At 68.8% G+C, this 26,093-nt stretch carries 20 protein-coding genes, 23 tRNA genes and 1 pseudogene; 5 read left to right on the plus strand and 39 right to left on the minus strand.

What is annotated here, in order from left to right; genetic code table 11:
* Positions 1–5: 5 nt before the first annotated feature.
* Together TsocGM_RS04565 and TsocGM_RS04570 are read right to left on the minus strand one after the other, a co-directional pair.
* Entirely contained in the window at positions 6–1,586 is a 1,581-nt protein-coding gene (locus TsocGM_RS04565; RefSeq protein ID WP_233578323.1) for a GTPase, read from the minus strand.
* A gap of 67 nt (positions 1,587–1,653) precedes the next feature.
* On the minus strand, positions 1,654–2,055 hold the full coding sequence (locus tag TsocGM_RS04570) for a hypothetical protein (RefSeq protein WP_126724139.1): 402 nt from the start codon (positions 2,053–2,055) through the stop codon (positions 1,654–1,656).
* A gap of 194 nt (positions 2,056–2,249) precedes the next feature.
* Between TsocGM_RS04570 and TsocGM_RS04575 the strand changes: the two genes are divergently transcribed.
* Positions 2,250–2,486 carry a hypothetical protein gene (locus TsocGM_RS04575; RefSeq protein WP_126724140.1) on the plus strand — a complete coding sequence of 79 codons (237 nt, stop codon included), beginning with the start codon at positions 2,250–2,252 and terminating at the stop codon, positions 2,484–2,486.
* Between the two features lie 75 nt (positions 2,487–2,561).
* Here the strand turns inward: TsocGM_RS04575 and TsocGM_RS04580 are convergent, their stop codons facing one another.
* Positions 2,562–3,470: a hypothetical protein gene (locus TsocGM_RS04580; protein ID WP_126724141.1), complete on the minus strand. Its 909-nt coding sequence runs from the start codon at positions 3,468–3,470 to the stop codon at positions 2,562–2,564.
* A 540-nt stretch (positions 3,471–4,010) separates the two neighbouring features.
* Between TsocGM_RS04580 and TsocGM_RS04585 the strand changes: the two genes are divergently transcribed.
* The 3 genes from TsocGM_RS04585 (at position 4,011) to TsocGM_RS04595 (ending at position 6,965) form a co-directional block, all read left to right on the plus strand.
* Entirely contained in the window at positions 4,011–4,235 is a 225-nt protein-coding gene (locus tag TsocGM_RS04585) for a hypothetical protein (RefSeq protein ID WP_126724142.1), read from the plus strand.
* A gap of 196 nt (positions 4,236–4,431) precedes the next feature.
* A complete protein-coding gene (locus TsocGM_RS04590; RefSeq protein ID WP_126724143.1) occupies positions 4,432–5,580 on the plus strand; it encodes a DUF1559 family PulG-like putative transporter in 1,149 nt (382 codons plus the stop codon).
* Between the two features lie 158 nt (positions 5,581–5,738).
* A complete protein-coding gene (locus TsocGM_RS04595) occupies positions 5,739–6,965 on the plus strand; it encodes a tetratricopeptide repeat protein (RefSeq protein ID WP_126724144.1) in 1,227 nt (408 codons plus the stop codon).
* A 13-nt stretch (positions 6,966–6,978) separates the two neighbouring features.
* Here the strand turns inward: TsocGM_RS04595 and pheT are convergent, their stop codons facing one another.
* From pheT to TsocGM_RS04655, 12 genes are all read right to left on the minus strand, one after another.
* The gene (pheT, locus tag TsocGM_RS04600) at positions 6,979–9,000 is read right to left on the minus strand and encodes a phenylalanine--tRNA ligase subunit beta (protein WP_126724145.1); all 2,022 of its coding nucleotides are present in this window, start codon (positions 8,998–9,000) and stop codon (positions 6,979–6,981) included.
* A gap of 69 nt (positions 9,001–9,069) precedes the next feature.
* Positions 9,070–9,309 carry a hypothetical protein gene (locus TsocGM_RS04605; protein ID WP_126724146.1) on the minus strand — a complete coding sequence of 80 codons (240 nt, stop codon included), beginning with the start codon at positions 9,307–9,309 and terminating at the stop codon, positions 9,070–9,072.
* Between the two features lie 116 nt (positions 9,310–9,425).
* Positions 9,426–10,421, minus strand: coding sequence for a phenylalanine--tRNA ligase subunit alpha (pheS, locus tag TsocGM_RS04610; RefSeq protein ID WP_126724147.1), 996 nt, complete (start codon positions 10,419–10,421; stop codon positions 9,426–9,428).
* Between the two features lie 123 nt (positions 10,422–10,544).
* Complete coding sequence (rplT, locus tag TsocGM_RS04615) at positions 10,545–10,931, minus strand: 50S ribosomal protein L20 (protein WP_126724148.1); 387 nt, start codon at positions 10,929–10,931, stop codon at positions 10,545–10,547.
* Between the two features lie 114 nt (positions 10,932–11,045).
* A complete protein-coding gene (gene rpmI, locus TsocGM_RS04620; RefSeq protein WP_233578368.1) occupies positions 11,046–11,336 on the minus strand; it encodes a 50S ribosomal protein L35 in 291 nt (96 codons plus the stop codon).
* 356 nt (positions 11,337–11,692) lie between these two features.
* The gene (infC, locus tag TsocGM_RS04625) at positions 11,693–12,250 is read right to left on the minus strand and encodes a translation initiation factor IF-3 (RefSeq protein WP_233578329.1); all 558 of its coding nucleotides are present in this window, start codon (positions 12,248–12,250) and stop codon (positions 11,693–11,695) included.
* A 331-nt stretch (positions 12,251–12,581) separates the two neighbouring features.
* A complete protein-coding gene (purN, locus tag TsocGM_RS04630; RefSeq protein WP_126724151.1) occupies positions 12,582–13,238 on the minus strand; it encodes a phosphoribosylglycinamide formyltransferase in 657 nt (218 codons plus the stop codon).
* A gap of 3 nt (positions 13,239–13,241) precedes the next feature.
* Entirely contained in the window at positions 13,242–16,094 is a 2,853-nt protein-coding gene (gene ileS, locus TsocGM_RS04635) for an isoleucine--tRNA ligase (protein ID WP_126724152.1), read from the minus strand.
* Positions 16,095–16,183: 89 nt separating this feature from the next.
* Positions 16,184–17,026: a purine-nucleoside phosphorylase gene (locus TsocGM_RS04640; protein WP_126724153.1), complete on the minus strand. Its 843-nt coding sequence runs from the start codon at positions 17,024–17,026 to the stop codon at positions 16,184–16,186.
* Between the two features lie 66 nt (positions 17,027–17,092).
* Positions 17,093–17,521 (minus strand): TPR end-of-group domain-containing protein, encoded by a 429-nt coding sequence (locus tag TsocGM_RS04645; protein WP_126724154.1) that lies wholly within the window; start codon positions 17,519–17,521, stop codon positions 17,093–17,095.
* 217 nt (positions 17,522–17,738) lie between these two features.
* Entirely contained in the window at positions 17,739–18,251 is a 513-nt protein-coding gene (locus TsocGM_RS25785; protein ID WP_158633378.1) for a hypothetical protein, read from the minus strand.
* A 32-nt stretch (positions 18,252–18,283) separates the two neighbouring features.
* Complete coding sequence (locus TsocGM_RS04655) at positions 18,284–19,297, minus strand: Gfo/Idh/MocA family protein (protein ID WP_126724155.1); 1,014 nt, start codon at positions 19,295–19,297, stop codon at positions 18,284–18,286.
* A 273-nt stretch (positions 19,298–19,570) separates the two neighbouring features.
* On the opposite strand from TsocGM_RS04655, the gene TsocGM_RS04660 reads away from it, so the two are divergent.
* A tRNA-His gene (locus TsocGM_RS04660) sits at positions 19,571–19,643 on the plus strand.
* A 294-nt stretch (positions 19,644–19,937) separates the two neighbouring features.
* Here TsocGM_RS04660 and TsocGM_RS04665 read toward each other — a convergent pair.
* The 24 genes and pseudogenes from TsocGM_RS04665 to TsocGM_RS04740 form a co-directional block, all read right to left on the minus strand.
* Positions 19,938–20,801: pseudogene (locus TsocGM_RS04665) on the minus strand (non-reducing end alpha-L-arabinofuranosidase family hydrolase); the annotation flags it as partial.
* A gap of 481 nt (positions 20,802–21,282) precedes the next feature.
* Positions 21,283–21,353 (minus strand) — tRNA-Cys (locus TsocGM_RS25790).
* Between the two features lie 124 nt (positions 21,354–21,477).
* Positions 21,478–21,549: transfer RNA gene (locus tag TsocGM_RS25795), tRNA-Arg, on the minus strand.
* 17 nt (positions 21,550–21,566) lie between these two features.
* Positions 21,567–21,636: transfer RNA gene (locus TsocGM_RS25800), tRNA-Trp, on the minus strand.
* A gap of 31 nt (positions 21,637–21,667) precedes the next feature.
* Positions 21,668–21,738, minus strand: a tRNA-His gene (locus TsocGM_RS04670).
* Between the two features lie 22 nt (positions 21,739–21,760).
* Positions 21,761–21,843: transfer RNA gene (locus tag TsocGM_RS25805), tRNA-Ser, on the minus strand.
* A 134-nt stretch (positions 21,844–21,977) separates the two neighbouring features.
* Positions 21,978–22,064: transfer RNA gene (locus tag TsocGM_RS25810), tRNA-Arg, on the minus strand.
* Between the two features lie 29 nt (positions 22,065–22,093).
* A tRNA-Ala gene (locus tag TsocGM_RS04675) sits at positions 22,094–22,164 on the minus strand.
* 103 nt (positions 22,165–22,267) lie between these two features.
* Positions 22,268–22,340 (minus strand) — tRNA-Val (locus TsocGM_RS04680).
* Between the two features lie 16 nt (positions 22,341–22,356).
* Positions 22,357–22,430, minus strand: a tRNA-Leu gene (locus TsocGM_RS25815).
* 249 nt (positions 22,431–22,679) lie between these two features.
* Positions 22,680–22,750, minus strand: a tRNA-Glu gene (locus tag TsocGM_RS04685).
* Between the two features lie 117 nt (positions 22,751–22,867).
* Positions 22,868–22,942 (minus strand) — tRNA-Asp (locus TsocGM_RS04690).
* Between the two features lie 35 nt (positions 22,943–22,977).
* Positions 22,978–23,051: transfer RNA gene (locus tag TsocGM_RS04695), tRNA-Leu, on the minus strand.
* A 155-nt stretch (positions 23,052–23,206) separates the two neighbouring features.
* Positions 23,207–23,278, minus strand: a tRNA-Gln gene (locus TsocGM_RS04700).
* A gap of 1 nt (position 23,279) precedes the next feature.
* Positions 23,280–23,351, minus strand: a tRNA-Gly gene (locus TsocGM_RS25820).
* Positions 23,352–23,362: 11 nt separating this feature from the next.
* Positions 23,363–23,446: transfer RNA gene (locus TsocGM_RS25825), tRNA-Ser, on the minus strand.
* A gap of 19 nt (positions 23,447–23,465) precedes the next feature.
* Positions 23,466–23,540, minus strand: a tRNA-Asn gene (locus TsocGM_RS04705).
* A gap of 19 nt (positions 23,541–23,559) precedes the next feature.
* A tRNA-Pro gene (locus TsocGM_RS04710) sits at positions 23,560–23,633 on the minus strand.
* 27 nt (positions 23,634–23,660) lie between these two features.
* Positions 23,661–23,731: transfer RNA gene (locus TsocGM_RS04715), tRNA-Gly, on the minus strand.
* Between the two features lie 33 nt (positions 23,732–23,764).
* Positions 23,765–23,836: transfer RNA gene (locus TsocGM_RS04720), tRNA-Thr, on the minus strand.
* Positions 23,837–23,856: 20 nt separating this feature from the next.
* Positions 23,857–23,929, minus strand: a tRNA-Lys gene (locus TsocGM_RS04725).
* A gap of 32 nt (positions 23,930–23,961) precedes the next feature.
* Positions 23,962–24,032, minus strand: a tRNA-Leu gene (locus TsocGM_RS04730).
* Between the two features lie 21 nt (positions 24,033–24,053).
* A tRNA-Phe gene (locus tag TsocGM_RS04735) sits at positions 24,054–24,125 on the minus strand.
* Positions 24,126–24,473: 348 nt separating this feature from the next.
* Positions 24,474–25,688, minus strand: coding sequence for a S1C family serine protease (locus tag TsocGM_RS04740; RefSeq protein ID WP_126724157.1), 1,215 nt, complete (start codon positions 25,686–25,688; stop codon positions 24,474–24,476).
* Positions 25,689–26,093: the final 405 nt, after the last annotated feature.

The raw sequence follows: 26,093 nt of genomic DNA on the forward strand, positions 1-26,093 counted from the left end.
GGCGGTCACTCCTCGTCGTAGTCGGCCCGAGAGGCGGCCTTCTTCCGGACGCTCCGCCACAGGGCCTTACCCTGCCGGCCGATCGCCGAGACGACCCGGCGCGCCTTCGACCGCGTCGAGTGCTCGTGCAGGTGCCGGAGCAGGGCGATCCGCTCCGCTTCCGGCAGACGGCGAGCGATCGCGGGAAGCACCGCTTCGGCCACCGCCCCCGCCGGCTGGTCGCCCAGCTCGACGGCGATCACGCGATTGATCCCCTCGGGCAGCTCGGCTTTCAGCGCCGCGATCGCCTCCTCCCGGGAGAGGGGCCGCACCCTCGTGCCGACCGCCGAGCCGCCTCCCGAGGTCGTCGACTCCACCACCATCGCGTCCCGAAGCCGGTCGAAGCCAGTGACAACCACGAAGGCCGGCGGCCGATCCAGATGGGGCCGACCCGAGTAGGATTCGATCCATTCCCGGGCGAAGTTGAGGTCGTCGCTCAGGTCGCCTCGGGAGGCGTCGGCCACCAAGACCAGCAAGTCGACCTCGCCCGCGGCGGCCACGGCATCCTTCCGGCTCGCGCGCTCCCGGGAGGTGTCTGGGCCGGCCTGGGCCCGGTAGCCGGGGATCTCCAAGAAGGTCGCGGTGCCAAGCCGGTCGGCGAGCCCCGGCTCTCGACCCGCTTCGAGCAGCTTCGACTTCACGGCGGCCAGCTCGCCGTCGCCGATCACCTTCTCCAGGCTCGCGATCAGCAGCGACTTGCCCGCCCCCTTCGCTCCGGCCACGCCGATGACCGGCTTCGGCGCGTCGGCATGGGCGGCGGCCGCCTGGTCCCCGGCGCGTCGGGTCAGGCGTCGGTAGTGCTCCGAGCCAATCGCGAGCCGGCCGCTATACAGCTCCACCAGGTGGTGTCCCAGCCGATTGACGTACGCCCGGAAAAACCACCGCATCAGGGATCGCTGCATGCTCCGCCAGGCCGGCTGCGCGATCAGCTTCTGCGTCCCCAGGCGGGCGACCCCCGCCACCGGGGCGAACAGCGGGAGCAGATACGTGTAGATCTCATTCGCCCGGTTCACGAGGTTCGCCGCGTCGATCGCCTGCTTCCAGTGACCGGGAGTGATGATGTCGCCTCCCGGCACCTGCCGGCAAAGCCTCGCCAGATCCTCGGCGGCCAGCTCCAGCGCCGTGAGCAGCTCGACGACCGGCACGCGGTCGATCGGTTCCTTCGCCCCCGGGTGATAGTGCTGGGCCAGCGCCTCGGCCAACTCCCTACCCGTGTTGATGTAGATGTCGCCGCGGCTGAGCGACTCGATGGCCGCGTTGTCCGATCGCCGGGCCATCTCCTCGACGATGGCCCAGGCCGCTCGGTCCCTCGGGGTGAAGGTTTGCGGCGCTTCCCAGTCCAGCGGCGGCAGGAGCGATTCGGACGATCGCGTCCAACGGTCCGCCAAGAAGGCGAACAGCCCATACGAGCCAATCCAGCCGATCGCCACCGCCGTCGCCCAGGCCCAGCCGTGCTCCAGAAGCCAGAGCGAGCCCAGGACCACGTACAACCCAAATGGAACCACGATCAAGGCGATCAGGACCCAGATCCGCCAGTTCCGCAGCACGGTGCCAACCCTCCCCGTCCCCATCCGTCTTCCCCGATCGGTGCTGCAACTCTCAGGCCGACTGCGGTTACCAGGCATGACCGTACCAGCGAGCGGAGATCAGGAGCACGCCCACCAGCGCCGAGTCGGCCACAGAGGCCGCCAATCCCAGGCCCGCGAGCCGATCGGCCGAACCCGCCCTCGACGTCCGGAACGTCCCGTTCCCGTCCTTGCGAGCGAGCCGACGGGCCGCTGTTGCCACCACGGCCGACGTGCCGGTCCAACCGATCAACAACGCGACCCGGAACCACGAATGGCCAAATGGGAACGCCAAGTCCTGCCAGGAAGGCCCGGGCACGAGGAAGACTCCGGAGGTGAGGAGCACGGCGAGCCCAGCGGCGACGAGCAGGTTGAACGCCAGCAGGACCGACCCCAGCGCCGCCACCCAGGCGAACGCGACCCGGACCCGGGAGCCGACCGTTCTGGCCATCGGATCGCCTCCCTCATCAATCATCGGACGTCATCGCCGACGCGTATCGTCCGCCTCTCGCCTCTGGAATTCAAGCACAGGGCAGACGAACTCTGGACTCTCCTGGGCGCCTCGCCATAATGGCGACGGCCGGGCCGGCCCCGTCGGAGGGGAGTCCCGAACGAGCATCGTCTTCCAGGGAGTTCGGAGCCGAGATGACCCGATTCAGGATCCATCCCAGGGACCTCGCCCTCTCGACAGCCCTGTCGATCGCCCTGGCCGGCTGCGGCGGTGGTGAGCCGGCCATCGACGAGGAGATTGATGTCGCCGATCCGGTGGTCGAGAGCCCCGAGGGACCCGGCCTGATGGGAGAGGACGATTCCCTCTCCTCCCCCGAGGGGCCGGCGGAGACGACCGAGGCGACGTTGACGGACGACGCGCCCGCCCCCTGACGCAGTTCCCTCGCTCCGGGGCCCCGGCTCAGGTCGGCGGCCCTGGCACCCCCTCGTCGGCGGGGCAGGATCCGATCAGCCGGCGCCGGAGGTCGCGGTCGCCGATCGCCTCGGCCTCGGGCTCGTCCAGGCGATCCCGACGGCGATGAACAGCGGGATCAGGAACCGGGAAATCAGCCGCTGGAGCGCCGAGGCGGTGGCGTTCTCGATCGTGAAGTGGTCGATCGCCTTCTCCCCCGAGTCGTCGATCGTGGCCGGCCCCCGACGCTGCAACAGGTAGAAGCGCTCCCAGTCGGGGGTTTCCCCCACGTACGGGCCGGCGCTGGGGATGAACTGCTCGGAACGGGCCAGGGGGAAGGCCATGGCGTTGATCGTCTCGACGACGGCCGTGCCGATTGTCGCTCCGATCAGCCCACCGAAGATCGCGGCCAGGATTCGGGTTCGTCCTCCGATGCCGAGACCGAACGCCAGGCCGGCGGCGATCCCGACCGGCAGCCAGACCGCGCCGTGGATCATGATGGGGAGCATCAACGTCGGCGCCGTCGGATCGAAGTGATCGAAGTAGATCGGCACCACGGCGAAGGGGATGGCCGCGCCCAAGGCCCCCGCCAGCACCATCCCCACCGCTCCCCCGAGGAGTCCGGCCCTCGGACGATGCCGGACCAGGCCGCCCGCCATCCCCATCGCCATCCCGAGCGCGGCCCCCAGCAGCCCGAAGGCGATGGCCGCGTTCCGGGTGTTGGTCGCCCTCGTCTCGACGTTCAACTGCGAGAAGTCGAAGGCCCGGCCGGCCGCCTCCTCCGAAACCCGGTAGTGATCAAGGGTCGCCTCGCCCGCTGCCCAGCCGATCCCCCCCGCGATCAGCCCCGCGAGCACGGCACCGGCCCAGACGCGACCGGCACTCGGCCCGAACGCCCTCGCGACCGATCCGGCACCCTCGCCGGCCGGACCCCCTCGGGAGATGTCGGATTCCTGCGCGTTCATTCTTCAATTCTCCTCGCGCGAGCCGTGTTCTCCCGAACTCGGGACCGCTCGGAAGGCCTCCCGTCGCGCTCGATCGTCCGCGTCACGCGCCACTTGGGGCCGTGAGGATCGCCTTCCCCCGGATCGGATTCCCCTCGATCCGGGGGCTCGGCCGCTGTCGCGGCGACGGGGGCCCTGGGAATTCGGGGGAAACTCCTTGTTTCGTGCTCGCAGCGCCGTTTAGTATGTGCGCGGAGGTGCATTCGCACCAGGGGTCAAAGCGATCGATTCGGACGCCGGGCGCATTCTGGTGCGCACCTCATCGGGGGTGATTGGCGTCGGCTTCTTGTCCCGCGACCGTCTCCCCCACATCTTGGGGACTTCCCTATTACGCCCGGATGCCCCCGCTCCCATCCCCGATCCGGGGGAAATCTCTTCGTTCTCAGTCTCTTGAAGCGTCGAATTCGGGAGCACTGTCCCAGAAAGTTCTTCCTTCCGAACGGGTGGGGCTGGTCGCGGGCGTCCGCGCGAGTGGCCCGCCTTCCGAACCCAGGAGGTCCGATGCGCGTTCCCTTCAAGCCTCTCTCGGCCTGCCTGTTGTCAATGCCGCTGCTGGCCCCGGCCCTCGGGTGCGAGTCGTCGGAAGTCGAGCGGGCCGACGTCGCACCGATGCCGATGGCTCCGGCGGTGCCGGTGACCGAAGCCCCGGAGGATGAACGCCCCGACGACATCGCCGGGTCGTCTGCCGGGATGACGCAGGATCCCACCCGGGGCCTGACTCAGTGATCCTCCCCCGGGCGACGTTCCCCTGGAACGCCGATCGCGGCCCAGTCTCGGCCGGGTCCTTCGGAACTCGCCCCGACGACGCAACCCGAACTCGAGGGACCGATGCTCCCCCCGGGGACGACTCGGCGCTCTCGACGTTCCTCCTCCTGCGTGTTGGTCTTGATTCCCAACCCCGACTTCCGAGAGGATTGATGATATGCATCGCCATCCGAAGGCCCCGTCGCCGACGGGCCGGGGGATCTCCCCGGGCTTCACCCTGATCGAGCTGCTGGTGGTCATCGCGATCATCGGCGTCCTCATCGCCCTACTCCTGCCGGCGGTGCAATCGGCCCGGGAGGCCGCCCGCCGCGCCCAGTGCACCAACAACATGAAGCAGATCGGGCTCGCGCTCCATAACTATCATTCCACGCACAACGTCTTCCCAGGAGCCTACCCGGCCCGGACGCTCGGTTTGAACATCTACGGAACCTGGGGCGCCTGGAGCCCGCAATCCCTGCTGCTCCCCTATATGGAGCAGACCCAGGTGTACAACGCTCTGAATTTCATGCTCATCAACAAGCATTTGGAGAACGGCGCATTTGTCCAGTGGACGGGCATCAGCGCCCGGATCAGCTCCTTTCTCTGCCCATCCTCGCCCCTGCCCCGCGGGAACCAGGACAGCAACGGAAGTCTCGGCGTCCCAGCCCGCCCGAAGACCGGCAATAACTACTTTGCCAACACCGGGGCCGGGATCGACTTTCGGGGTTGGGCCGGCACCTCGGCCCCCAATGGCATCTTCGCGTTGCACCGCGCTCCAGAGCAGGGGGGAGGAACCCAGGATGTCGGGATTGCCGACATCATCGACGGTACGGCGAACACAATCGCCTTCGGCGAGTGGAGAATGGGCGACTTCGACGGCAATAAGCTGAGTCATCCTCAAGATGTGATTAATCACGTCTCCTGGCCTGGAGACTCAAGCACGTGGAATATGCCGCAAGGCGCTCAGTTGTTTACCCAGTGGCTCCAGGCCTGCGCCGCGAGGTTTCCGAACGCGACGGCCGATCCCTCCTGGGACTCCAACGTCAGCTGGGTCGGCGATAGCTGGTTCCAGGGCATGTACGGCTGGACGCTGGGCAACACGCTGCTTGCTCCCAATCCGAAGTTCCCCAACTGCCGGATCTGCTCCTGGATGGGCGACCTGGACTGCCAGGGCATGTACGGCCTGAGCAGCTACCACCCCGGCGGCGCGAACATCCTCTTCGCCGACGGCTCGGTCCGGTTCCTCAAGGACTCCACCCAAACCGTCACGGTCTGGGCGCTCGCCACTCGGGCCAACGGCGAGGTCGTCTCCAGCGACCAGTACTGATCCTGGGACTGTCCCAAATTTCGGGATGGCGGTGATACCGAATTCGGGATACTGGCCTCCTGTCCCGCCAACGCCGGTCGGACGGTCCGCCTCGGCGGTTCCCGACCGGCGTTTGTTCCCGATCTGGGACGTCCAATCAATCCTCCAGACCCGATCCGATGTGGTCCCTGACCCGCTCCGACAACCTGATCGTTGGCATCATGACCTTGGCGCTCGCCCTGGGGGGGGCGGGTGCGGTGTACCTGATCTCTTCCGGAGGCGGCTCCTCCTCGGCGAGACCGGAGGCTCCGGATCGCTCGGAGCAAGGAGGCAATTGGCCGTCGGTCATCCGGGGCCGACGATTCCTCGAGCAGGGGAGGCCCGACCGGGCGCTCTCCTCCGTCATGCATATCCGGGAGAACGGCCCGGGGGCCGGCGAGGCGATGACCGTTGCCGGCATCGCGCTGTTCCGTCTCGGCCAGCCGATCGCGGCCCGTCAGGCCCTCGAGGTCGCCCTCCACTTCCAGCCCAACCAGCCCGAGACGGTCCTTGCCCTCGCATCGCTCTACCTGATGACTGGCGATACCCCTCGGGGGTTGATCCAGCTCCAGAAGGCCGCGACGCTCGCCCCCGACGATCCCCGACCGTGGCTCGAGATGGGGAGGATTCATCATGACCTGGGCGAGTCGGTGAGGGCCGCGACCGCGTTCAGGAAGGCGCTGGATCGGGATCCCGACCTCGTTGAGGCTCGCATCGGCGAGCTCACCAGCCTGCTCAACAGCGCCCAGGTGGAGGAGGCCACCCCGAGGATCGCCGAGGCGCTGGCTCGGCTCCCGGAGGACCCGAACGTTCTTGGACTGGCCGCCCGGCACGCCTTCGAACTGGGGGACCAGCCTCGGGCGGCCGAGTTCTCCTCGGCCAGCCTCGCCCTCGACCCGGACAACGTCGAGGCGCTGCTCGTCCGAGCCCGGTTGAGCCACGCCTCCGATCGGCTGGAGGAGGCCCTCGCCGATCTGGAGCGCGTCACGGCGTTGCGCCCCAACAACCTCGGCGCGCTGCAATTGCTCGGCACGGTTCAGACCCGACTCGGGAGGGCCGAGGAGGCGGCCCGGACCATGACCCGACACGGCCAGGCCCACGAACGTGCCCTTCGGATGAACGAACTGGCGATGGAGATCGCCTCACGTCCCGACGACCCCGGGCTCCGCTGGCAGATGGGTAAGCTCGCCCAGGAGGGGGGATCAACGGTGCTCGCCCGACGGTGCTACGCCGCCGCCCTGATGCTCGACCCGAACTATCGCCCGGCGCTCGACGGTCTGGCCTCCCTGGGCATCGACCCGGAGGAGACGCCCTCGGGGGCCTTCGCCTCGGCGCTCGACGGAGGTGCGACGGGGCCTCTCCCCTGAGCAGAGCGGGGTCTTAGACTCGGAGCGTCGCGTCGAAGCGAGTCCGGCAGGCGTCGACGATCGCCCGGATCGACGCGTCCACCTCCTCGCCGGTCAGCGTCCGATCGGAGTGCCGGAAGGTCAGGCCGAAGTGGAGGCTGTGCCTGCCCTTGGGGATGCCCGGTCCCTCGAAGGTATCGAGGAACTGGATTGATTCCAGTGTCGGGCCTCCGGTCGACCGGGCGACCCTCGCCAGCTCGGCCCAGGGGAGGGCCTTGTCGACCACCAGGGAGAGGTCTCTGGAAACCGCCGGGTACACCGGGACGGGGCGATACGAAGGCGCCAGGTCGGCCTGCTCGATGATCGCATCGAGGTTCAGCTCCGCCGCGGCGCAACGGCCCCGGAGGCCGAGCCTTCGGCCCGCCTCGGGGTCGATCTCGCCGGCGTAACCCAGGTGCAGACTGCCCAGCAGCAATTCGGCGGCGCGTCCCGGGGCCATCGGGGAGGGGGACGCCGGGCGGGCCTCAAGCCGATCGGCCAGGTGCAGGCGGTCGAGCAGGGCCTCGACGATCCCCTTGATGCCGAGGAAGTCCACCCCCGCCACCAGCCCCACTCGGGGAGACTCGTCGGGCAGCGGGCGACCGATCCGGGGGAGATAGACGTGGGCGATCTCGAACAGCCGGGCGTCGGCCACGCCGTGCGCCTCGTTGTGCGCTCGGGCCGCCAACAGGCTGGGGATGAGGCTCTGCCTCAGGGCGTTGTTCTTGCGGAAGTCGGCATGCTCCGCCCGGATCGGGGGCTCAACGGGCATCGGGTCCAGGGGAGCGATCAGCTCGTCGGGCACCAGGCTGAAGCAGACCGCCTCGTCGAGCCCGAGGCCGGTCAGCGCCTCCCGAAGAGCCCGCTCGATCCGCTCGCGCCGGCCGAGGCTGGACGCGGCCAGCGGGACCGGCTGATCCTCGGGGATCTGTTCGTAGCCGAAGACCCGGGCGGCCTCCTCGATCAGGTCGATCTCCCGCTCCAGGTCGCTCCGCCAGCTTGGCGGGCGGAAGGTGGCGGCGTGCTCGTCGTGCCAGACACGCTGCATCCCGAGCGACTCGAGGATCGCTTCCACTCGGATCCGAGGAATCTCGATCCCGAGCACTCGAGCGATCTGCCCGAACCGGAGCATGACCGCCGGCCGCTCCGGGGGAGGCTCGGAGGCGATGTCGATGACGCCTTCGTGCAGGATGCCGCCGGCCAGCTCCAGGATCAGTTCGGCGCATCGGCGGCTGGCCCAGTCGGTGCGCTCGGGGTCCATCGGCCGCTCGAAGCGGTAGCTCGACGGACTCATCAGGCCGAGCGCCCGAGAGGTCCGACGCACGGAGAGGGAGTCGAACTGGGCCGCCTCGATGAGCAGATCGGTCGTCGCGTCGACGATCTCCGTCTCCAGCCCTCCCATGACTCCGGCCAGGCCGACGGGACGCTCGGCGTCGGCGATCACGAGCATCTCGGGGGTCAGCTCGTAGGTACGGCCATTGATCGCGACGAGTCGCTCTCCCGCCCTCGCCTTGCGGACCACCAGCCGACGGCCGGCCAGGGCGTGGAGGTCGTAGGCGTGCAAGGGCTGGCCGCACTCGAACATCACGTAGTTGGTGATGTCGACCACGTTGTTCACGCAGCGGACGCCGAGGGTTTCCAGCCGCTTTCGCATCCACCAGGGGCTGGGCCCGACCTTCGCCCCGGTCACCACTCGGGCCGTGAAGCGGGGGCAAAGCCCCGGCTCCTCCACGAGGACCGAGGTCAACGTGCCGACCGGGGGCCCGGCCTCGGCCGGGTGCGGGTCGGGTTCCCGGTAATTGCGGGCCCCGAACACCGCGGCGATTTCCCGAGCGACCCCGAGGTGTCCGAGGCAGTCAGGACGGTTGCTGGTGACCTCCAGGTCGATGGCGAGGTCGCCGCCGACCTCCACGGTCCCCTCGTGATTCAGGCCCGTCAGCGTCAGGCGCTCCGCCAACTCGTCGGCCGTCATGTCGAGTCGAACGTAGTCGGTCAACCAGTTCCAGCTGACGATCATGGCGATGGGCTTCTGCGGGGCGGGGTCGGTCGGGGATCGGGGGAATCGGTTCTCCCCGTCAGTCGACGGTCAGGAGCCGGCCTGCTCGGCGTAGGCGCGGACGTCGGCGATGGCCTGCTCGATCGACTCGCGACGCCATCCGGTCAGGGCGGAATCGAGGGTCCGAGTCAGGTGGTGGACGAGCTGCTCGGCGGCGTCGGTCGGGCTCTCCCCTTCGGCCCGGATCTCGGGGAAATCGCGGTGGTGGGCCGAGGAGAGCCCGGCGGTGGCGCCGGGGGAGACGATCACACGTTCATCGCCGGTGGACATCGTCGGGTCCTCTGGTGCTCGGGCTCCATGAGGGGGAGGCTTGACGAGGTTGATGCCTCCGAGGCGAGGGCCGGTCGGGAGCAAGCTCGGGGCCGTGCGGGCTCGATTCGGGCGGCTCAGAACTGAGAGAGGAAACGCACATCGTTGGTCGTGAACAGCCGGATATCGTCGATCCCGTGCTTGCGCATGCAAAGCCGCTCGACGCCGAGGCCGAAGGCGAAACCGGTAACCTCCTCCGGATCGTAGCCGACGGCGCGGAGCACGTCGGGATCGACCATGCCGGCCCCCCCCATTTCAACCCAACGATCGCCACCGTGCCAGAGCATGTCCACCTCCACGCTTGGCTCGGTGAAGGGGAAGAAGCTCGGGCGGAACCGAATCTTCACGTCCGTCCCGAGGTAGCCCTCGGCGAAGAGCCGGAGCGTGCTCTTGAGGTGAGCCATCGTGACGCCCCGATCGACCATCAGCCCCTCGATCTGGTGGAACATGAACGAGTGGGTCGGGTCGACCGCGTCCGGCCGGTAGACCCGGCCGATGGCGACGATCCGCACCGGCGGGGGCTGGCGTTCCATCACCCGGATCTGGATCGTGCTGGTCTGGCTGCGCAGCAGGGCGCCGTCGCTGAGGTAGAAGTTGTCGGCCGGATCCCGGGCCGGGTGGGCGGGCGGGATGTTCAACGCCTCGAAGTTGTGAAAGACGTCCTCGACCTCTGGGCCGCGAGCGACGCCGAACCCGAGCCGGCCGAACAGGTCGATCAGCTCGTCGGCCGTCTGCGTCAGCGGGTGCCGGTGCCCGAGCCGGGGGCGGGGGGTGCCGGGCAGGGTGACATCGAGGCCTGAGGCCGCCGCCGGGCGATCGACGCGGGCCTTGGCCGATTCCCAGGCCGCCTCGAGCGCCGTTTTGACCGCGTTGAACCGCTGGCCGTAGTCCTTCCGGGCCGAGGGCTCGACCTGCTTGAGCCGTTGCTGGGCGGCCTTGATCTTCCCCTGCTTCTGCCCGAGGTACTCGATGCGGGCGGCCTCAACCGCCTCGGGGCTCCCCGCTTCGCGAAAGGCGGCCAGTCCGGCGGCCTCCAGCGCATCGAGTTCGGCGATCGCCTCGGAGAGTTCCATCAGTCAGTTCGGATGGGAAGGCGCCCACCCGCTCTCGCTCGGGGGGGAGAGGGGGCGGCGCCCTCCTCGGTGGTGGGATTCATCGTGGTGGGGCCGGGACCGAGTCGGCTCGGGCGGCGAGGCTCAGGCCGAGGCGGCGGCCGGGATGGCGCCGACCTCCTGGAGCTTGGCCCGCACGCGGTTGGCGATCGCGTCGAAGGTCTCGGGGTCGTGAATCGCCAGCTCGGAGAGGCTCTTGCGGTCGAGCCCGATCTCGCAGAGCCTCAGGCCCTGGATGAACCGGCTGTAGCGCAGGCCGCGCATCTCCACGGCGGCGCTAATTCGGGTGATCCAGAGGCGGCGGAACTCGCGCTTCTTGGCCCGACGGTCGCGGAAGGCGAACATGCCGGCGCGGAGCAGGGTCTCCTTGGCCGTGCGGTAGAGCCGACGACGGCCGCCGACGAAGCCCTTGGCTTCCTTCAACAGGCGCTTCTTGGCCCGACGACGGGCCGATCCTTTCCTCGCTCGCATCGCTGGGATTCTCGACGATCAGTAGGGCTTGGGTCGGTCGGTCATTCGTTCAACGAGGGTGGACAACCGGATCGGAAGGCGGATCCGCCCCCTCGGTCGCCATTGGAGGGCCGGTCACTCGACTGGGGGAGCGGCGCCTTCCCCTTCGGCCTGCTGTTCGGCCTGGGCCGCGGCGGCGGCGGCCAGGGCGGTGGCGAATCGGCCGTGACCGGCCTCTCGCCGCTGGAGGGCTCGGCGGAGCTTGGCGGCGACCGCCTTGTTCTGCAGCACCACCGGCTTGCGCAGCTTCCGGATGCGCTTGCCGCTCATGTGGCTGTTCAGGTGAGAGGAGCCGCAGCGCTTGTGCACCACCTTGCCGGTGGCGGTCACCTTGAAGCGGCGCTTGGTCCCCTTGTGGGTCTTCATCTTCACCGAGGGCATCGTCGTCTGGCCTCTCTTCGCCCGGTCGGCGCCCGCCGGTGCCGGGACCGGGCCGGCCGCGCTTGGGGCGGTCGAATTCGGGGGAACCTGGCGTCCGAGGAGGGGGCCGGAGGCGAAGCGCCCGCGGCCTGGAGCCGGAAGGGGCCCATCGTATCACGCCGACGGGCCGGATCCAATGCCGATCCCTCCCCGAACCTGATGCGATCGTCCCCCAAGCCCGGCCGCCGAGATGCTGCCCAGGCGGCCGTTGATCGCGAGGACCGACTCCGAGGTGCGGGCTCGGCGGAGAGGGAACGCTGGGGGGAGGGGCGACCCCCCGTCCCCCAGCAGAGAAGATCGGATCACCGAGGCGCGACGATCGCCGTCATCCGGCGACCCTCCATCGCAGGCGGCTTCTCGATCTTCGCCACGTCTTCCAAAGCCTGGATGACCTCGTCCAGCACGCGGCGCCCCTCCTCGATGTGGGCCATCTCCCGGCCCCGGAACAGCACGTTGACGAGCACCTTGTCCTTGTGTTCCAGGAAATCGCGGGCCTTCTTGACCTTGACGCGGATGTCCTCGTCTCCGGTCTTGGGCCGGACCCGGATCTCCTTCACCTGGACCTGGTGCTGCTTCTGCTTGGCGACCCGCTTCTTCTGTTCATACTTGAACTTGCCGAAGTCCATGATCTTGCAGACCGGGGGGCGCTCGTTGGGAGCAACCTCCACCAGGTCCATGTCGGCCTCGCGGGCCAACTCCAGGGCCTTGGACGTCGGAATCACGCCGAGCTGGGCCCCGTCGGCTCCGACGACCCGGACCGGCGAGATGCGGATCTGGTCATTGACGCGCTGAGTCTTCTCGCGCTCGGTTCGGTCAAACGGCGGTCTGATGGCGTCCTCCCCGGGACGATTCGGCTTCACCTCTGATGGGGATGGTTCCTCGCCTCGGCCCGGAGGGAACGGGGCCGAGACCATCCCGCACCCGCGACGCCCGCCCCGATGGCGGGCCGTGTCCTGTCGCAGAGGCAACCCTGATCTATAATCGGTTTCCCCCGCCGTGTCAATGGTCCTGCAATGATCGCAACAATCGCGCCTCCGTCCCAACAGCGCCAGGGGTCGGCCGGATCGACCTCTTCCGGCGCCCGGCATCTCCGGGTCCGCCTCCAGACGGTCGGTGGTTCGGGAAGGGGAGAGGCGGGGGAAGGAGCCAGAGGGCCGGACGGGAGCGGGGGGATCCCGGTCGTCTCCTCGGTTATTCCCGGTACGGGTCGAGGATCCGGACCCGACGCCCCTCGACCAGGAGCCGGCCGTCGGCGTACAGCGCGATCGCCTCGGGAAGCGCCTGGCGCTCCGCGGCCTGGACCCGGGAGGCCAGCGTGGCGGGGGTGTCGTCGTCGAGCACGGGGACCGTCCGTTGCAGGATGATCGGCCCGTTGTCGTAGTGCTCGTCCACGAAGTGGACCGAGCAGCCGGAGACCTTGACCCCTTGCTCGATCGCCGCCTGGTGCACCGCCTCGCCGTGGTATCCCTTGCCGCCGAAGGCCGGCAGCAGGGACGGGTGAACGTTGACGATCTTCCCTCGGTAGTCCTCCGGGATCGGCAGCAGGCTGAGGAACCCGGCCAGGACCACGAGGTCGGCCCCGGCCTCCCGGATCGGGGCGAAGATCGCCCGTTCGTAGGAGGCCGGGTCGAGCCCTGCCTTCCGGACGACCGACGTCGGGATTCCCGCCCGCTCCGCCCGATCGATCGCGCCGACCCCCGGTTTGCTAACGATCACCCGGACGATCGAGGCCGACAGCGTCCGCTCGGCGATCCGATCGATCAGGTTCTGCAAGGTCGTGCCTCCCCCCGAGGCCAGGACGGCCAGTCGGATCGGGGGATCGGCGATCGGGGGGGTTCGAGGATGCATGACTCAGCCGGCCGCCTCGTTCAGGGAGCGAACGACCGCTGAGCACCGGCAGCAGAGGGTCGGATGCTCCCGGTCTTCCCCCACGCTCGGGCGGAGGTTCCAGCACCGCTCGCACTTCGGGTGCGGGGACCTCCGGGCGAGGAACCAGACCTCTCGGCCGGGCAGGTCGGTCGCCCCCTCGGGCCGATCCGGGGAGACGACCACGTCGGAGACGATGAACGTGCTCTCCATGTGCCGGCGCAGGTCCGACAGCTTCGCCTGGAGCTCGGGATTAGGGCTGCCGACCTCGATCAGCGCCTCCTGGTTGCTCCCGATCACCTTGGCTGCCCGAAGCTTTTCCAGATCCCGGAAGACGACCTCGCGGGCCTCCTGAATGAAGTCCCAGTCCAGGCCGCCGGGGTGGGGGTCGTCGAAGGCGGGATCCGGCTCGGGCCAGGGGGCGAGGTGCACGCTCGGGGCCTTGGCGGGAGAGTCGGGGATCAGGTCCCACACCTCCTCGCTGGTGTGCGGCATGATCGGCGCGAACAGCCGGGCCAGCGCCGAGTGCAGCCGAGCCATCACGAACTGCGCCGCGCGGCGGTCGGGGCCGGTGGGGTGCTCGGCATAGAGGCGGTCCTTGAGCACGTCGAGGTAGAAGCTCGACAGGTCGACCGAGCAGAACTGGTACAGCCGCTGGAAGGCCCGATAGAACTCGAACGACTCGAACGCCGCCGTCGTGTCCCGGATCACCCCGTTGAGCCGGTAGAGGGCCCAGCGGTCGATCGGGTGCAAGGTCCCCGGGTCGACCGATTCCGGGTCGAACCGGGCGTAGTCCTCCAGGTTGCCGAGCAGGTAGCGGAAGGTGTTGCGGATCTTCCGGTAGGCTTCGGAGGCCTCCTTGATCGCCCGCTCGGTCAGCGAGACGTCGTTGGCGTAGTCGAGGCTGGCGACCATCAAGCGGAGCACGTCCGCCCCGTACGTCTCGGTCGCCTCCACGGCTCCCACGGCGTTGCCGAGCGACTTCGACTGCTTCTGGCCCTTGTCGTCGACCACGAAGCCGTGGGTCAGGACGGTCTCGAACGGTGCCCGGCCGGTGGTCCCCACGGCGGTGAGGATCGACGATTGGAACCAGCCCCGGTGCTGGTCGGAGCCCTCCAGGTACAGGAACGCCGGGTACGGGCCGGCGTCGTAGCCCGGCTCCCGGACCACCGATCGGTGGCTGGAGCCGGACTCGAACCAGACGTCGAGGATGTCGGTCCCCTTGCGGAGGAACTCGACCGGGTGGGCCTCGGTGTCCAGGTCGGGCGGCACGAGGTCGGCGATCGGCCGGTTGAACCAGGCGTCGGCCCCCTCCTTCGCGAAGAGGTCGCGGAAGAAGCGAACCGACTCGGCCGTGAGATGATGATAGTCGTTCCGCTCGTCGAACAAGACGGGGATCGGCACTCCCCAGGCCCGCTGCCGGCTGATGCACCAGTCGGGGCGCTGGCCGACCATCGCCTCGATTCTCGCCTGTCCCCAGGAGGGGAGCCAGCGCACCTGAGTCCGGATCGCCTCCAGCGTCTTCTCGCGCAGGTCGTTCCGGTCGACGCCGATGAACCACTGCGCCGTGGCCCGGAAGATCACCGGCTTCTTGCTCCGCCAGCCGTGCGGGTAGCTATGCCGGAAGTTGAAGTGGTGATACAGGCTGCCGTCCGATCGCAGGCGATCGATGATCTTCGGGTTCGCCTCGAAGACCTGGAGCCCGACCAGATCGGCCGGGACCCCGTCGGAATCCTGGAATCGGCCCGAGGCGTCGACCGGGCTGATGACCGGAAGCCCGTAGGCCAGGCCGGTCCGGTAGTCCTCCGCCCCGTGTCCCGGAGCGGTGTGGACCAGCCCGGTGCCATCCTCGACCGTGACGTAGTCGGCAAGGACGAACTTGCCGGGCCGATCGATGAAGACGTGCCGGTACGATCCCCCTTCGAGCTCCTTCCCGCTGCAGGTGCCCAGGATCTCGAACTCGGCGACCTTGCGGAGCCCCATCACCCGATCGACGAGCGGTGCCGCGATGATCGTCCGAGTCTCCGAGCCGGACTCGGGGTCGATGTAGCGGAGCCCGGCGTATTCCAGGTTGGGATGGGCGGCGATGGCCACGTTGGCCGGCAGGGTCCAGGGCGTCGTCGTCCAGATCATCGCGTGCCAGGGGCCGTCTCCCCACCGGGAGGGGACGCCCGAGGTGATCGGGAAGTTGACGTAGATGGACGGCGAGGTGTGCTCGGCGTATTCGAGCTCCGCCTCGGCCAGCGCGGTGCGGTCGTGGATGTCCCAGTGGATCGGCTTGAGCTGCCGGAAGACGTACCCCCGTTCGACCAGCTCGGCCAGCACGTCCATGATGCCGGCCTCGTAGCGCGGGTCGAGCGTCAGGTACGGGTCTTCCCAGTGTCCTGACACGCCCAGCCGCTTGAACTGATCGCGCTGGATGGCGACCCACTTCATCGCCTCGGCCCGGCAAAGATCCCGGATCTCGGCGAAGCTCATCCCGGCCGCCTTCCGGCCCAGGTCCTTGACGACCTTGTGCTCGATGGGCAGGCCGTGGCAATCCCAGCCGGGGATGTACGGGCTGTCGAACCCACGCATGGTCAGCGACCGGACGACGATGTCCTTGAGCACCTTGTTCAGCAGGTGCCCCATGTGGATGTCGCCGTTCGCATAGGGAGGCCCGTCGTGCAGGACCCTCCTCGGGGCCCCCGTGCGGGCCTCCCGGATCCGGGCATACAGGCCCATCTCCTCCCACCGGGCCTGGATCTGGGGCTCGCGCTGGGTGAGGTTCGCCTTCATCGCGAAGGCGGTCGAGGGCAGGTTCAGTGTGTCTTTGTACTTCTTGGCGTCGGTGGACATGATGCGATGGGTTGGTGGGCTCGGGGCGCGCGGCGAGGGCGGGTCGGGGGCGACGGAGGGGCTTCAACCTCGGCCCCGGGGGGATCAACTCAGCAGGGGAGCCGTTCGATCACCCGGGTGACGATCCGCCGGAGCTTCCCCTCGGCCTCGTCGGCCACGGCGAGGATCTCCTCGATCTTCACCGGCGCCAGGGCGTCGGGCAGGCAGAGGTCGGTGACGATCGAGAAGCCGAGCACCTTCATCCCGGCGTGGACGGCCACGAGGACCTCGGCGACGGTGGACATGCCGACCACGTCGGCGCCAATCCCCCGCAAATACCGATACTCGGCCCGGGTTTCCAGGTTCGGGCCGACGATCCCGACGTACACCCCCCGGTGGGCGGGGATCCCCTCCGCCAGGGCGATGCCGAGGGCGAGCTCCTGCAAGCGATGGTCGTAGGGCTCCAGCATGTCGGGGAACCGGGGGCCGAGCCGGTCGTCGTTCGGGCCGATCAGCGGGTTCACGCCGGCCAGGCCCGGCAGGTTGATGTGGTCGTCGATGACGACCAGGTCCCCCTTGCGGTGCAGCGGGTTCAGGCCGCCGGCGGCGTTGGAGACGATCAGGATCTCGCACCCCAGCCCCTTCAGGACCCGGATCGGGAAGGTGATCTCGGCCGGAGAGAATCCCTCGTACAGGTGGAACCTCCCCTCCATCGCCACGACGGGGGCCCCGGCGAGCGTGCCGCAGACCAGTCGGCCGGCGTGCCCCGCGACTCCGGTCGGGCGGGGGAAATGGGGAATCTCGTCGTACGAGATCATCGCCTCCGCGGCGATCTCGGACGCGAGCTTCCCCAGGCCGGTTCCCAGGACGATACCGACCCGGGCCGTCCCGGACCATCGGGCGCGGACGACGGAGACGGCGTCCTGGACGTCGTCCCAGCGGTGGTGCTGCATCGGGGGGAGTTCCGCTTCAATTCGGCGGGTCGGGGGGACGCCGACGGCCGGACGGCCGGGGGAGGCTCAGGCTCGTCGGAGGATGCGGGCGAAGCGCGGGTCGCGCCGGAGCGCCTTGAGATCCGGGTCCCGGACCATGTGGCGGAAGTGCCGGTAGCCCAGGTCGACGGCGCGTTGCAGGGCGTCGAAGGCCGGGTCGAGCATCCCGAGCACCGCGTAGCTGCACGCGAGGTTATACCAGGGAATCGGCCGGTCGGGCTGCAGGCGAGTCAGCCGGCGGTCCAACTGGAGGGCCCGGGTCGACTCTCCCCGGCGGGCGAGGTTGTTGGCCTGGACCCGGATCACGTCGGCATAGAACGGATCGCGATCGAGGATGCGGCCAAGGAACTCGACCTCGAAGTCGCGCTGCGATTGCTCACGCAAGCATCGGGTCGGAGTCTCTGGGGCCGTCCGATCGCGATCGGGGTTGCCGGGCAGGTGATTCGAGGCGGCCATGGCGCAACGCTCCTCAACCGACCGGCCGGAGGTCGATCACTCGGGATGACCGGCCCGGTCGTTCAAGCCTACTACACTACGGCGCCGGGTCGCGTCGTGCCAAGCCCCCGCCTCCCGGAGTCGTTCCGGTTCTCCGACCGGGCCGGACCTCGGTCCGGCCCGGTCGGAGCGGATCGGGCTCCGGCCCCAGGGGATCGGGACGGAGCCGGGAAGGGGCTCAGAGGTCCTCGTCGTCGTCCTCGATCTCTTCGAGGTCCTCGTCCTCGTCGTCATCGAAGTCGTCGTCCTCATCGATGTCGATGTCGCCGAGGTCGTCGAGGTCGTCCTCGTCGTCGAGGTCGTCCTCGTCGTCGAAGTCGTCGTCCTCGTCGTCGAGGTCGTCGTCCTCGTCGTCGAAGTCGTCGTCCTCGTCGTCGAAGTCGTCGTCCTCGTCGTCGAAGTCGTCCTCCTCGTCTCCGGCCTCCTCGTCATCCTCTTCGGGATGTCGGGCGAACGGCTCGGCCGCGCCCCAGCCGCCGAGGGGCAGGGTGGCGGTGGCGTCGTCCTCGGGGGTGGCCAGCGGGGTCAGGAGGTCCCACATCGGGTCGGTCCTCTTGCCGGGGCGGATCGGGCCGATCACGGCGGCCCGAAGGCTCGGGGCGGGGAAATCGAGTCTGGTCTGCCCCCGACGGGCCGTTCCGGCCCGGTCGGAGTCATACTGGTAGTCTCGCACCTGGGGATTGTCAAGCAATGCCGTCGGATTGATCGGGAGGGGAGGGGGGATCAGGCCGGAGCAAGCCGAATGACCTGCCCGGAGGCGGCCGATCGGGCGATCGCCTCCTGGAGCCGGACGGTTTCCATCGCCTGCTCGGCCGAGCAGCAGGGGGCGCGCCCCGATCGGATCGCGTGGATGAAGTCGGCGTCGATACTCATCCCGGGGCCGGCGGTCAGCGAGATCGACTGGAATCGCGAGTCCGGGGCCGACCCCGCCAGTTGCAACGCGGCCTCGCTCGCCCGGATCGTCCCTCCCTCGCCGAAAAACGTGATCTCGAAGAGCGGGGCCGGCGCGACCCCCGAGATCGCCAGGGTGGCCGGCGTTCCGTCGGTCAACCGCAGCGAAACCGCGTCCACGACATCGAGCCCAGGGGCCTCTCGGTCCTGGAACGCCGAAACCTCGGCGACCGACTGGCCCGTCGTCCAGATCAGGGCGTCGAGCAGGTGGTCTCCGGCGTCGGCGAGGATTCCCCCGCCGGACATCTTCGGGTCCAGCCTCCAGGCGTTCTCCGGTCCGCCGTGCCCGGCCAGCCACGCCTCGGCCATGACCGCCGAGACCAACCGCAAGCGGCCGATCCTCCCCTCTTCCAGCAACCGCCTCGCCTCGACCAGCCCCGGCGCCAGGCGGTACTGGTGGCCGACGCCGACCACCCGGTCCCGGCCTCTCGCCAGGCCGACGATGTCATCGGCCTCCTGGGCATTGGTCGAAAGCGGTTTCTCGATGAACAGATGGCAGCCGGCCTGCAGCCCGTCCATCGCCGGCCGGTAATGGGCCCGGGGAGGAGTGAAGATCGCCAGGACATCCGGGGAGACAGCCTCGAGCAACTGCCGGTGATCGGCGAAGATCGGGATCGAGCCCGGATCTCCCCCGGGACCGACGAGGTCGGCCACCAGGCCCCGGGCCGCCTCGGACTCCGGATCGGCGCAGCCGGCGATGACCACTCCCTCGAGGGCGCCGAGGCGCTGGGAATGGATCCGCGCGGCATGCCCGCAGCCGACGATCCCGATCTTCAACGCGGTCATGGTCCTGCACCCGAGGCGTGTCAGCCTCTCCCCCCTTCCACCCCCCGGGCGGACGGGGCTCCCTGCCCTGCCGATCGCAACATCCCAGCAACCCGACGATGGCTCGTCAAGACCATCCCCCCTCCCTCCCGTTCTTCCTGGCCGACCGGCCGATCCGACCCGACTGCCTGGCCTCCCCGACCTCCCCGCTCCCCGGGCTTCACCCCCTCCGCTGCTGGCACAGCCGGCTTGACTCTGGAGAGCGGCTGCCCGTATCCTGTCTGCAACAGGATGGTGGCTGTTGCCTAGCGGTTAAGGCGCCAGATTGTGGATCTGGAGATCGCGGGTTCGAATCCCGTCAGCCACCCTTCCCCTCTCCCAACCAAGCTCTCGCCTCGCTCTCAATTCGAGGCCAGTGATCAGAGGCTTCCTTCCCTCGCCGTCCCGGGAGGAACGCTCCCGAGGGGAGTCATCGCCAGACGCCCTGCGTGCTCCCGAGCAAGGGGGGCAGGCCCTTCGAGGGACCAGGGGAATGGGCGGCTCCCCGACGATCGGGAGTCGGCTCGAGGGAGCAGGGGAGCGGATCCAGGAGGAGAGCCGGTTGGATCGGGCACGGGGTCCGAATCGGGCCGTGCATTCGATTCGGTGGGCTGGCCTCCGTTCAGGGGGAATCGCCCCCAACGGGTGTGAGGATGCCGATCCTCCAGGGGTAGGCCCCGTAGGGCTTCCCGGCCTTCTCCGAGTCGAGCATCCCCTGGAAGACGAACCGAAGGTGATCGGGGTCGATGGTCAACGTCTGATCGACGCCATCCCGGATCAGCTCCCCGTGGCTGACGTTATCGGTCCAGGCGTCCACCCCCGGGCCCGGCCGGATGTTGGCTGAACCGGCGAAGGGGCGGTCGGCCGAGTCGGCGACGGGGGTCCAGGGGCCGTCCAGGCGATCGGCGAGATAGGCCTTGTAATATCGCGTGCCGTCCTGTTCCACGATGGTCAGGTAGCGGTCCTGCCCCTTGATCCGGTACGTGTGGCTCGCCTCGAAGATCTCGGCCTGGAGCGCCAGCTCGCAATGCGAGAACCCCGTCGGGAAGGCGTCCAGATCCGTCCAGAGCCGCCACATCCGCCCTCCGGAACTGGTCAGGAAGAGGAAGGCGCGCTCGTCGTCGCAGATGATCCAGTAGTCCAGCCCCCCGGCCTCCCGGGGGTCCTCCGGGCCGCCGTCGAGGATCGGCCGGGCCTGCGTCCAGGAGCCAGGGTCCGCGATCGTCTCGGTCGTCGAGTACGCGACCCACATCCGGGTCTGACCGGGCATGCCCCCCACTTGGTAGATCAGGTACCAGCGATCGTGCGGGGCGAAGTAGAAGACCTGAGGGGCGCAGTAGTAGGAGGTGGGGCAGATCTCCAGGATCGTCCGTTCGGCCTTGTCGGCCTCCTCCCAGCGCTCGAACGAGCAGTATTCAATCGCCGATCGGCCCGGCAGCTTCACCGTCATGAAGACATGCCAGCGTCCCTCGAAGAACACCACGCTCGGATCCTTCTGGGCATGGCTCGGCTCGAGATCCCTGCGTTACGGGGAGATCAGCGGCGAGCTGTATTCCCAGAGCGCCGGGACCCGGAATCCTGGCTCGCCGTCCCGGCCGGGGTTAAAGGCTCCGGCTGAGGGTTCGGCCCCGCGTGGGTCGATCGCGGACGAGGGGAGGGAGACAAGGCTCCCCCCGATCAGGACCGCTCCGATCCGGATGAATCGGCCGGAAATGCTCATGTCGGCTGCTCCCGATCCCGGAGGCATCATCCCGGCGACCGGCACGACGCTCCCGGGTCGCCCCCGATCATCCGAACGTACCCGAATCGGGGGCGGGAGGCGACCTCAGACCTCTCCCCTGGTCTCGAACCCAGGTCCGGGACTCCTCGCGCCGATGGCCTCGCCGGCGAGGCCGGTGCGCCGCGTTCCCGTCGGGATCGGCGGCGTGCGTCCAGGAGTCGGGGCGACGGAGTTCTACCGTCGCCAGAGACGCCGGTGGGAGTCGAACCCACTTCGACCGGGTTGCAGCCGGTTGCCTGGCCGTCTGGCTCCAGCGTCTTGGACGTCTCTCTCTTGCGGAAGGAGTGTCCCCGCCAGGAGTCGAACCTGGCCTCCGACCTTCGCACGGTCGTGTGCCTCCCTCACACTCCGGGGACGTCGCCGGCCCTTGAGAGCCGGCCAGTGCCCTCGCCAGGAGTCGAACCTGGCCTTCGACCTTCGGAGGGTCGCGTGCGCTCCGACACACCCCGAGGGCAGCGATCGATCCACCAGCAGGGACGCAAGGATTCGAACCCTGTCGACGGGCTTTGGAGGCCCGCTGCTCTCCCAGGAGCACGCCCCTGTCGAATGACGCATTGATGCCGATGAATCCAGGTGTCCGACGGGATTCGAACCCGCCCCTCGGGGCCCACAACCCCGGGTGCTGCCGCTACACCACGGACACCATCGATCATCCGATCCGGCAGCGGAAGGAGGGGGAGTCGAACCCCCAAGGCTTACGCTCGCCCGCATTCCAGGCGGGTCCCGTCTCCCATCGGGTTGCCCTTCCACGATCAGGAGTGGGTCAGGATGGGTGGTGCAGGGATCGAACCGACGACCTCCCGCATGTTATTTCATTCGGGCGCTCTCCCGGCTGAGCGAACCGCCCGGGATTGCGTCCCGCCCCGGTGGGGCAGGACGCAGCGGAAGGGAAGGGATTCAAACCCCCACGACCCGGAGGACGACCTCGTTCGCAGAGAGGCCCGGCCAGGCCGGATCCGGCTCCCTTCCGTCGGCTCGGATCGCTCGACTCAGTCGAATGGACCGCCGGGGAGTCGAACCCCGATTGCCGGTGTGCAAGGCCGGTGTCCTCCCGTTGGACGAGCAGCCCGATGTCCCGATCGCTCGGGAGAGGTCCGCCCGGGACTCGAACCCGGACCGCCTCCGTACCGAGGAGGCATGCCGCCGTCGCACCCGCGGACCATTCGCATCAGTCGTCCCGGCAGGACTCGAACCTGCGCCTGTCCGCTTGTAAGGCGGGTGCCCTTGCCGCTGGGCGACGGGACGAATCGGGGTCGGAGAGTCGCCGGAGTGGGAGTCGAACCCACAGACACCGTCCCCTCAGGACGGCGGCGTTGCCGATTTGCCTACCCGGCGCTGCGATGATCGGTCGGAGTGGCGATCAAGGAGGTCGAACCCATCTCGCGGCGCTGGATCGCCCGGGAGTCCCAGGCCCCGGTATCGAACCGGGCGAGCCGGGCGTATGAGACCCGGCCGGGCACCTGCCCGCCTGGAATCGATCGCTGATGACCTGTGAGGTCGATCGGCCCGTGAGGGAATCGAGCTCTCCCCTTCCGGCTGAGAAGCGGGCGTCCTCCCGATCGACCCGCGGGCCATACCGAGCAGTCGCCCGTGCGGGGATCGAACCCGCGTTTCCCGGTTGAGGGCCGAGCGTCCTTCCACTGGACGAACGAGCGATCCGAATCGAGTGCGTCGGGACGGAGTCGAACCGCCACAGCCGGAGGGCGGGCGGGTGACATCCATCTGGGCTCGCCAGTGCCCGGCCGACACATCGATACCCGTTCCAATCCGAGCGCCCCCGATGGGATTCGAACCCATGACCTCCGCCGTGACAAGGCGGCGAGCACTCCAGGCTGCTCCACGAAGGCGTTGCCGATTTCGGATCGATCTCGGCCGATCCGAGTGGCCCAGGAGGGATTCGAACCCCCATTCTCCCGCTCCTGAGGCGGGCGGCGTTGCCAGTTAGCCTACCGGGCCATGAATGTCCTCTCCCCCCCTCTCGATCGATCGGCCTGCGATCCCCGGGGAGGGAGTCGATCCCTCGATCGCCCGATCCTCGCCGGGCCGCTCGGCCGGGTTGGCGGGTCCGCGAATGGATCACGATGAAGGAGACACACATCATCACGTCCAGGTTCGGGGAGAAGGACTCGAACCTCCACGGTCGCCTTCAGAGGGCGATGGCCTACCGATTCGCCAATCCCCGAGTGTGCCCCGCGGGAGTCGAACCCGCCTGTCCGGTGTGGGGAGCCGGTGCCTGTGCCGATCGGCCAGGGACACGGATGTTCCAGCGGAAGGGGAGGGAGTCGAACCCCCAAGGCTCATCGCTCGGCCGCGTTCGAGGCGGCTGCCGTCTCCGATCGGCTTGCCCTTCCTGCACGTCAAGCACGAGAGCACTGGCGGCAGGAATCGAACCTGCGACACTCCGGGTAACAGCCGGACGCCCGTACCAGCACAGGCCCCACCAGTCTGAATTCGACTCGATCAGTCGGGGCGGCCGGATTCGAACCGGCGCTCTCCTGGACCCGAACCAGGCGGATTCCCAGCCTTTCCCACGCCCCGATCGCTCGCCTCTCGATTCTCTCGAGAAGTGCCCAGCGGGAGTCGAACCCGCACGTCCGCCATGGCAAGGCGGTAGGCTACCGCTACATCATGGGCACGCGATTCAGTCGCCGACTTGTCAAGGAGCCGAGGGCACCGGGTGGGACTCGAACCCACGCCACCGCCTTACGAGGGCGGTATCCTCGCCGCTGGAACACCAGTGCAATCTGCAATTGCTCAGAAGTGGGACCAGAGGGGCTCGAACCCTCACGTCGCCGGTTAAGAGCCGGGCATGCTGCCGCTCGCATCCTGGTCCCAGGAGTGTGCTCATGCGATGGGACCGATCGGAACGGCCTGGGAGGAGTCGAACCTCCGCCTCACGATTCTCGGCCGCGTGTTCCGCCGCTGAACCACAGGCCGGACGGCGACCGGGACGCGGAGTGGGTCGGGTGGCGCTCGATTCCACGTCGGCGGCTTTTCAGGCCGCCGCTCGACCATCTCAGCGACCGACCCATGATGCGGGAGACGAAACGCCAGCGGCCCGGCCGCCTCCATCGGGGACGACCGGGCCGCCGCGATGACTCGCGGGATGGCGGTCGTCCGTCAGGTCTGAAGGCGATCGCGAGAGACGGGCCGCATCCCTGAAGCCGGGAACCCGGGCCGACCCGCCTTCGGCTCCGCACATCGCGGGATGTTCAGGAACCTCGGCATCGCCCCGTCCCTCGCTGCGATCCGACCGGGGAGGCCTCGGGACTCCCGTCCCGATCGTCCTCCCTCGTCGCCGTACACGTCCCTAGACGGCGCGTCTTCTTGGGATGTTCGCGCCGGCGCTGGGTTTTTCCGAGGGAGTTCCCCAGGGAGTCAGCGGATGATGGTTCGGCCCAGCGTCACGGGGATGTCTTCTCGCCCCCCGCGACGCAGGATGGTGACATCGATCGTCTCTCCCGGTTGGTGCGACTCGACCTCGGTGAGCAGCTCGCTGACGCTCCGGACGCGAACGCCGTCGATCGCCACGATCACATCGGCCGACTCCGGATCGATCCGAGCACGGATGAACGGGCCATCCTGGACGTACCGGATCCTCAGCGACCGGATGCCAGCTCGATCCGCCGGCCCGCCGGGCTCGACGCCGAGCACGAGCAGTCCCTCATCGAGCGAGTACACCCGAGCGATTCCCAAAGTCGCCCGCTCGACGAACCCGCGCTCGATCAGGGGCGAGAGCACGCGCCGGATCATGTCGATCGGCACCGCGAAGCCGATCCCTGCCGACTGGCCGACCTTGCTGTAAATCGCCGTCGTCATGCCGATGACCTCTCCCCTGGTGTTGAGCAGGGGACCACCCGAGTTCCCCGGGTTGATCGAGGCATCGGTCTGGATCACCCCCCGGATCATCCGACCGTTCTTGGCCTCCAGCGAGCGGTCGAGGCTGCTGACGATCCCCGTCGTCAGGGTCCGCTCCAGGCCGAACGGGTTGCCCAGCGCCAGGACCTTCTGACCGACGTTCAGCCCGTTGCTTGTGCCCAACTCCACAGGGAACAGCTTCTCCGGCGGAGCGGCCACCCGCAGCACCGCCACGTCGTTGCTCGGATCCGTCCCCACCAGCCTCGCGTCGAGCACCGAGCCGTCATACAGGCCGACCTGGACCACGTCGGCTCCCTCGATCACGTGGTGATTCGTGAGGATGTGCCCATCCTTGTCGATCACGAACCCCGAGCCCGACCCCGAGACTTCCGTGTCCTGGAAGAGCCCCCGCACCGTGGCCGAGGTGGAGATGTTCACCACGCTCCGGTTGACGGCCTCGTAGACGGTGATGTTGTTGTGCTCCTCCGGGTCGAGGGCGACCGGCAGCGGCGCTGCGTCGACCCGGCCGCCGGCAACGGTTGGCCCCGGATCGATCAACGCCGGACGGGCGGCATCGTGGTAGGTCGGGCCGTCTGTCCCCGGAGGAGCGGCCGGATTCGAACGCCCGGATCCGGACCCGGCGAAGAAGATCGCCGAGACGACCAGCGTGGCGGCCATGGTCATCAGGTGGGGGAGGATCGTCCGGATGACGCCCCCGGCTCTGGTTGGCTGCATGGTCGAGGCCCGATCGCCAAGCCCTCGGGAAGGTGGAAACGGTCGCGTTCGGGGGGATTGTCGCGATCCGGCCCTCGAGGCCGTCGAGGGGACCACAGCCTCCCCCCGACGCGAGTGTATGTCAGTCGACGCGACGCGCCCATCCCGATCCCCCTCCGGCGGCCGGCACGCGCTCGGCGAGCCCGATTCGTCGTTCTTGGCGAAGGCCTGGCACGATCGGTCCCGCCGATCGCAGGATCCGGTCGGTTCGTCGGTGGGACCGGGGGAGCTCGCTCCCCTGGATCGCCCCGCCGCGATGGCGTAGCATCGGTTCCGCTGAAGAGGGCGACCCGGTCCGACCCGGCGATCGATCGGGCCCGATCCGCCCCGAGAAGAGGGGTCGAACCGTGTTAGGACGCGACGAGA

Source organism: Tautonia sociabilis (genome assembly GCF_003977685.1).
GTDB classification, from domain to species: Bacteria; Planctomycetota; Planctomycetia; order Isosphaerales; family Isosphaeraceae; genus Tautonia; species Tautonia sociabilis.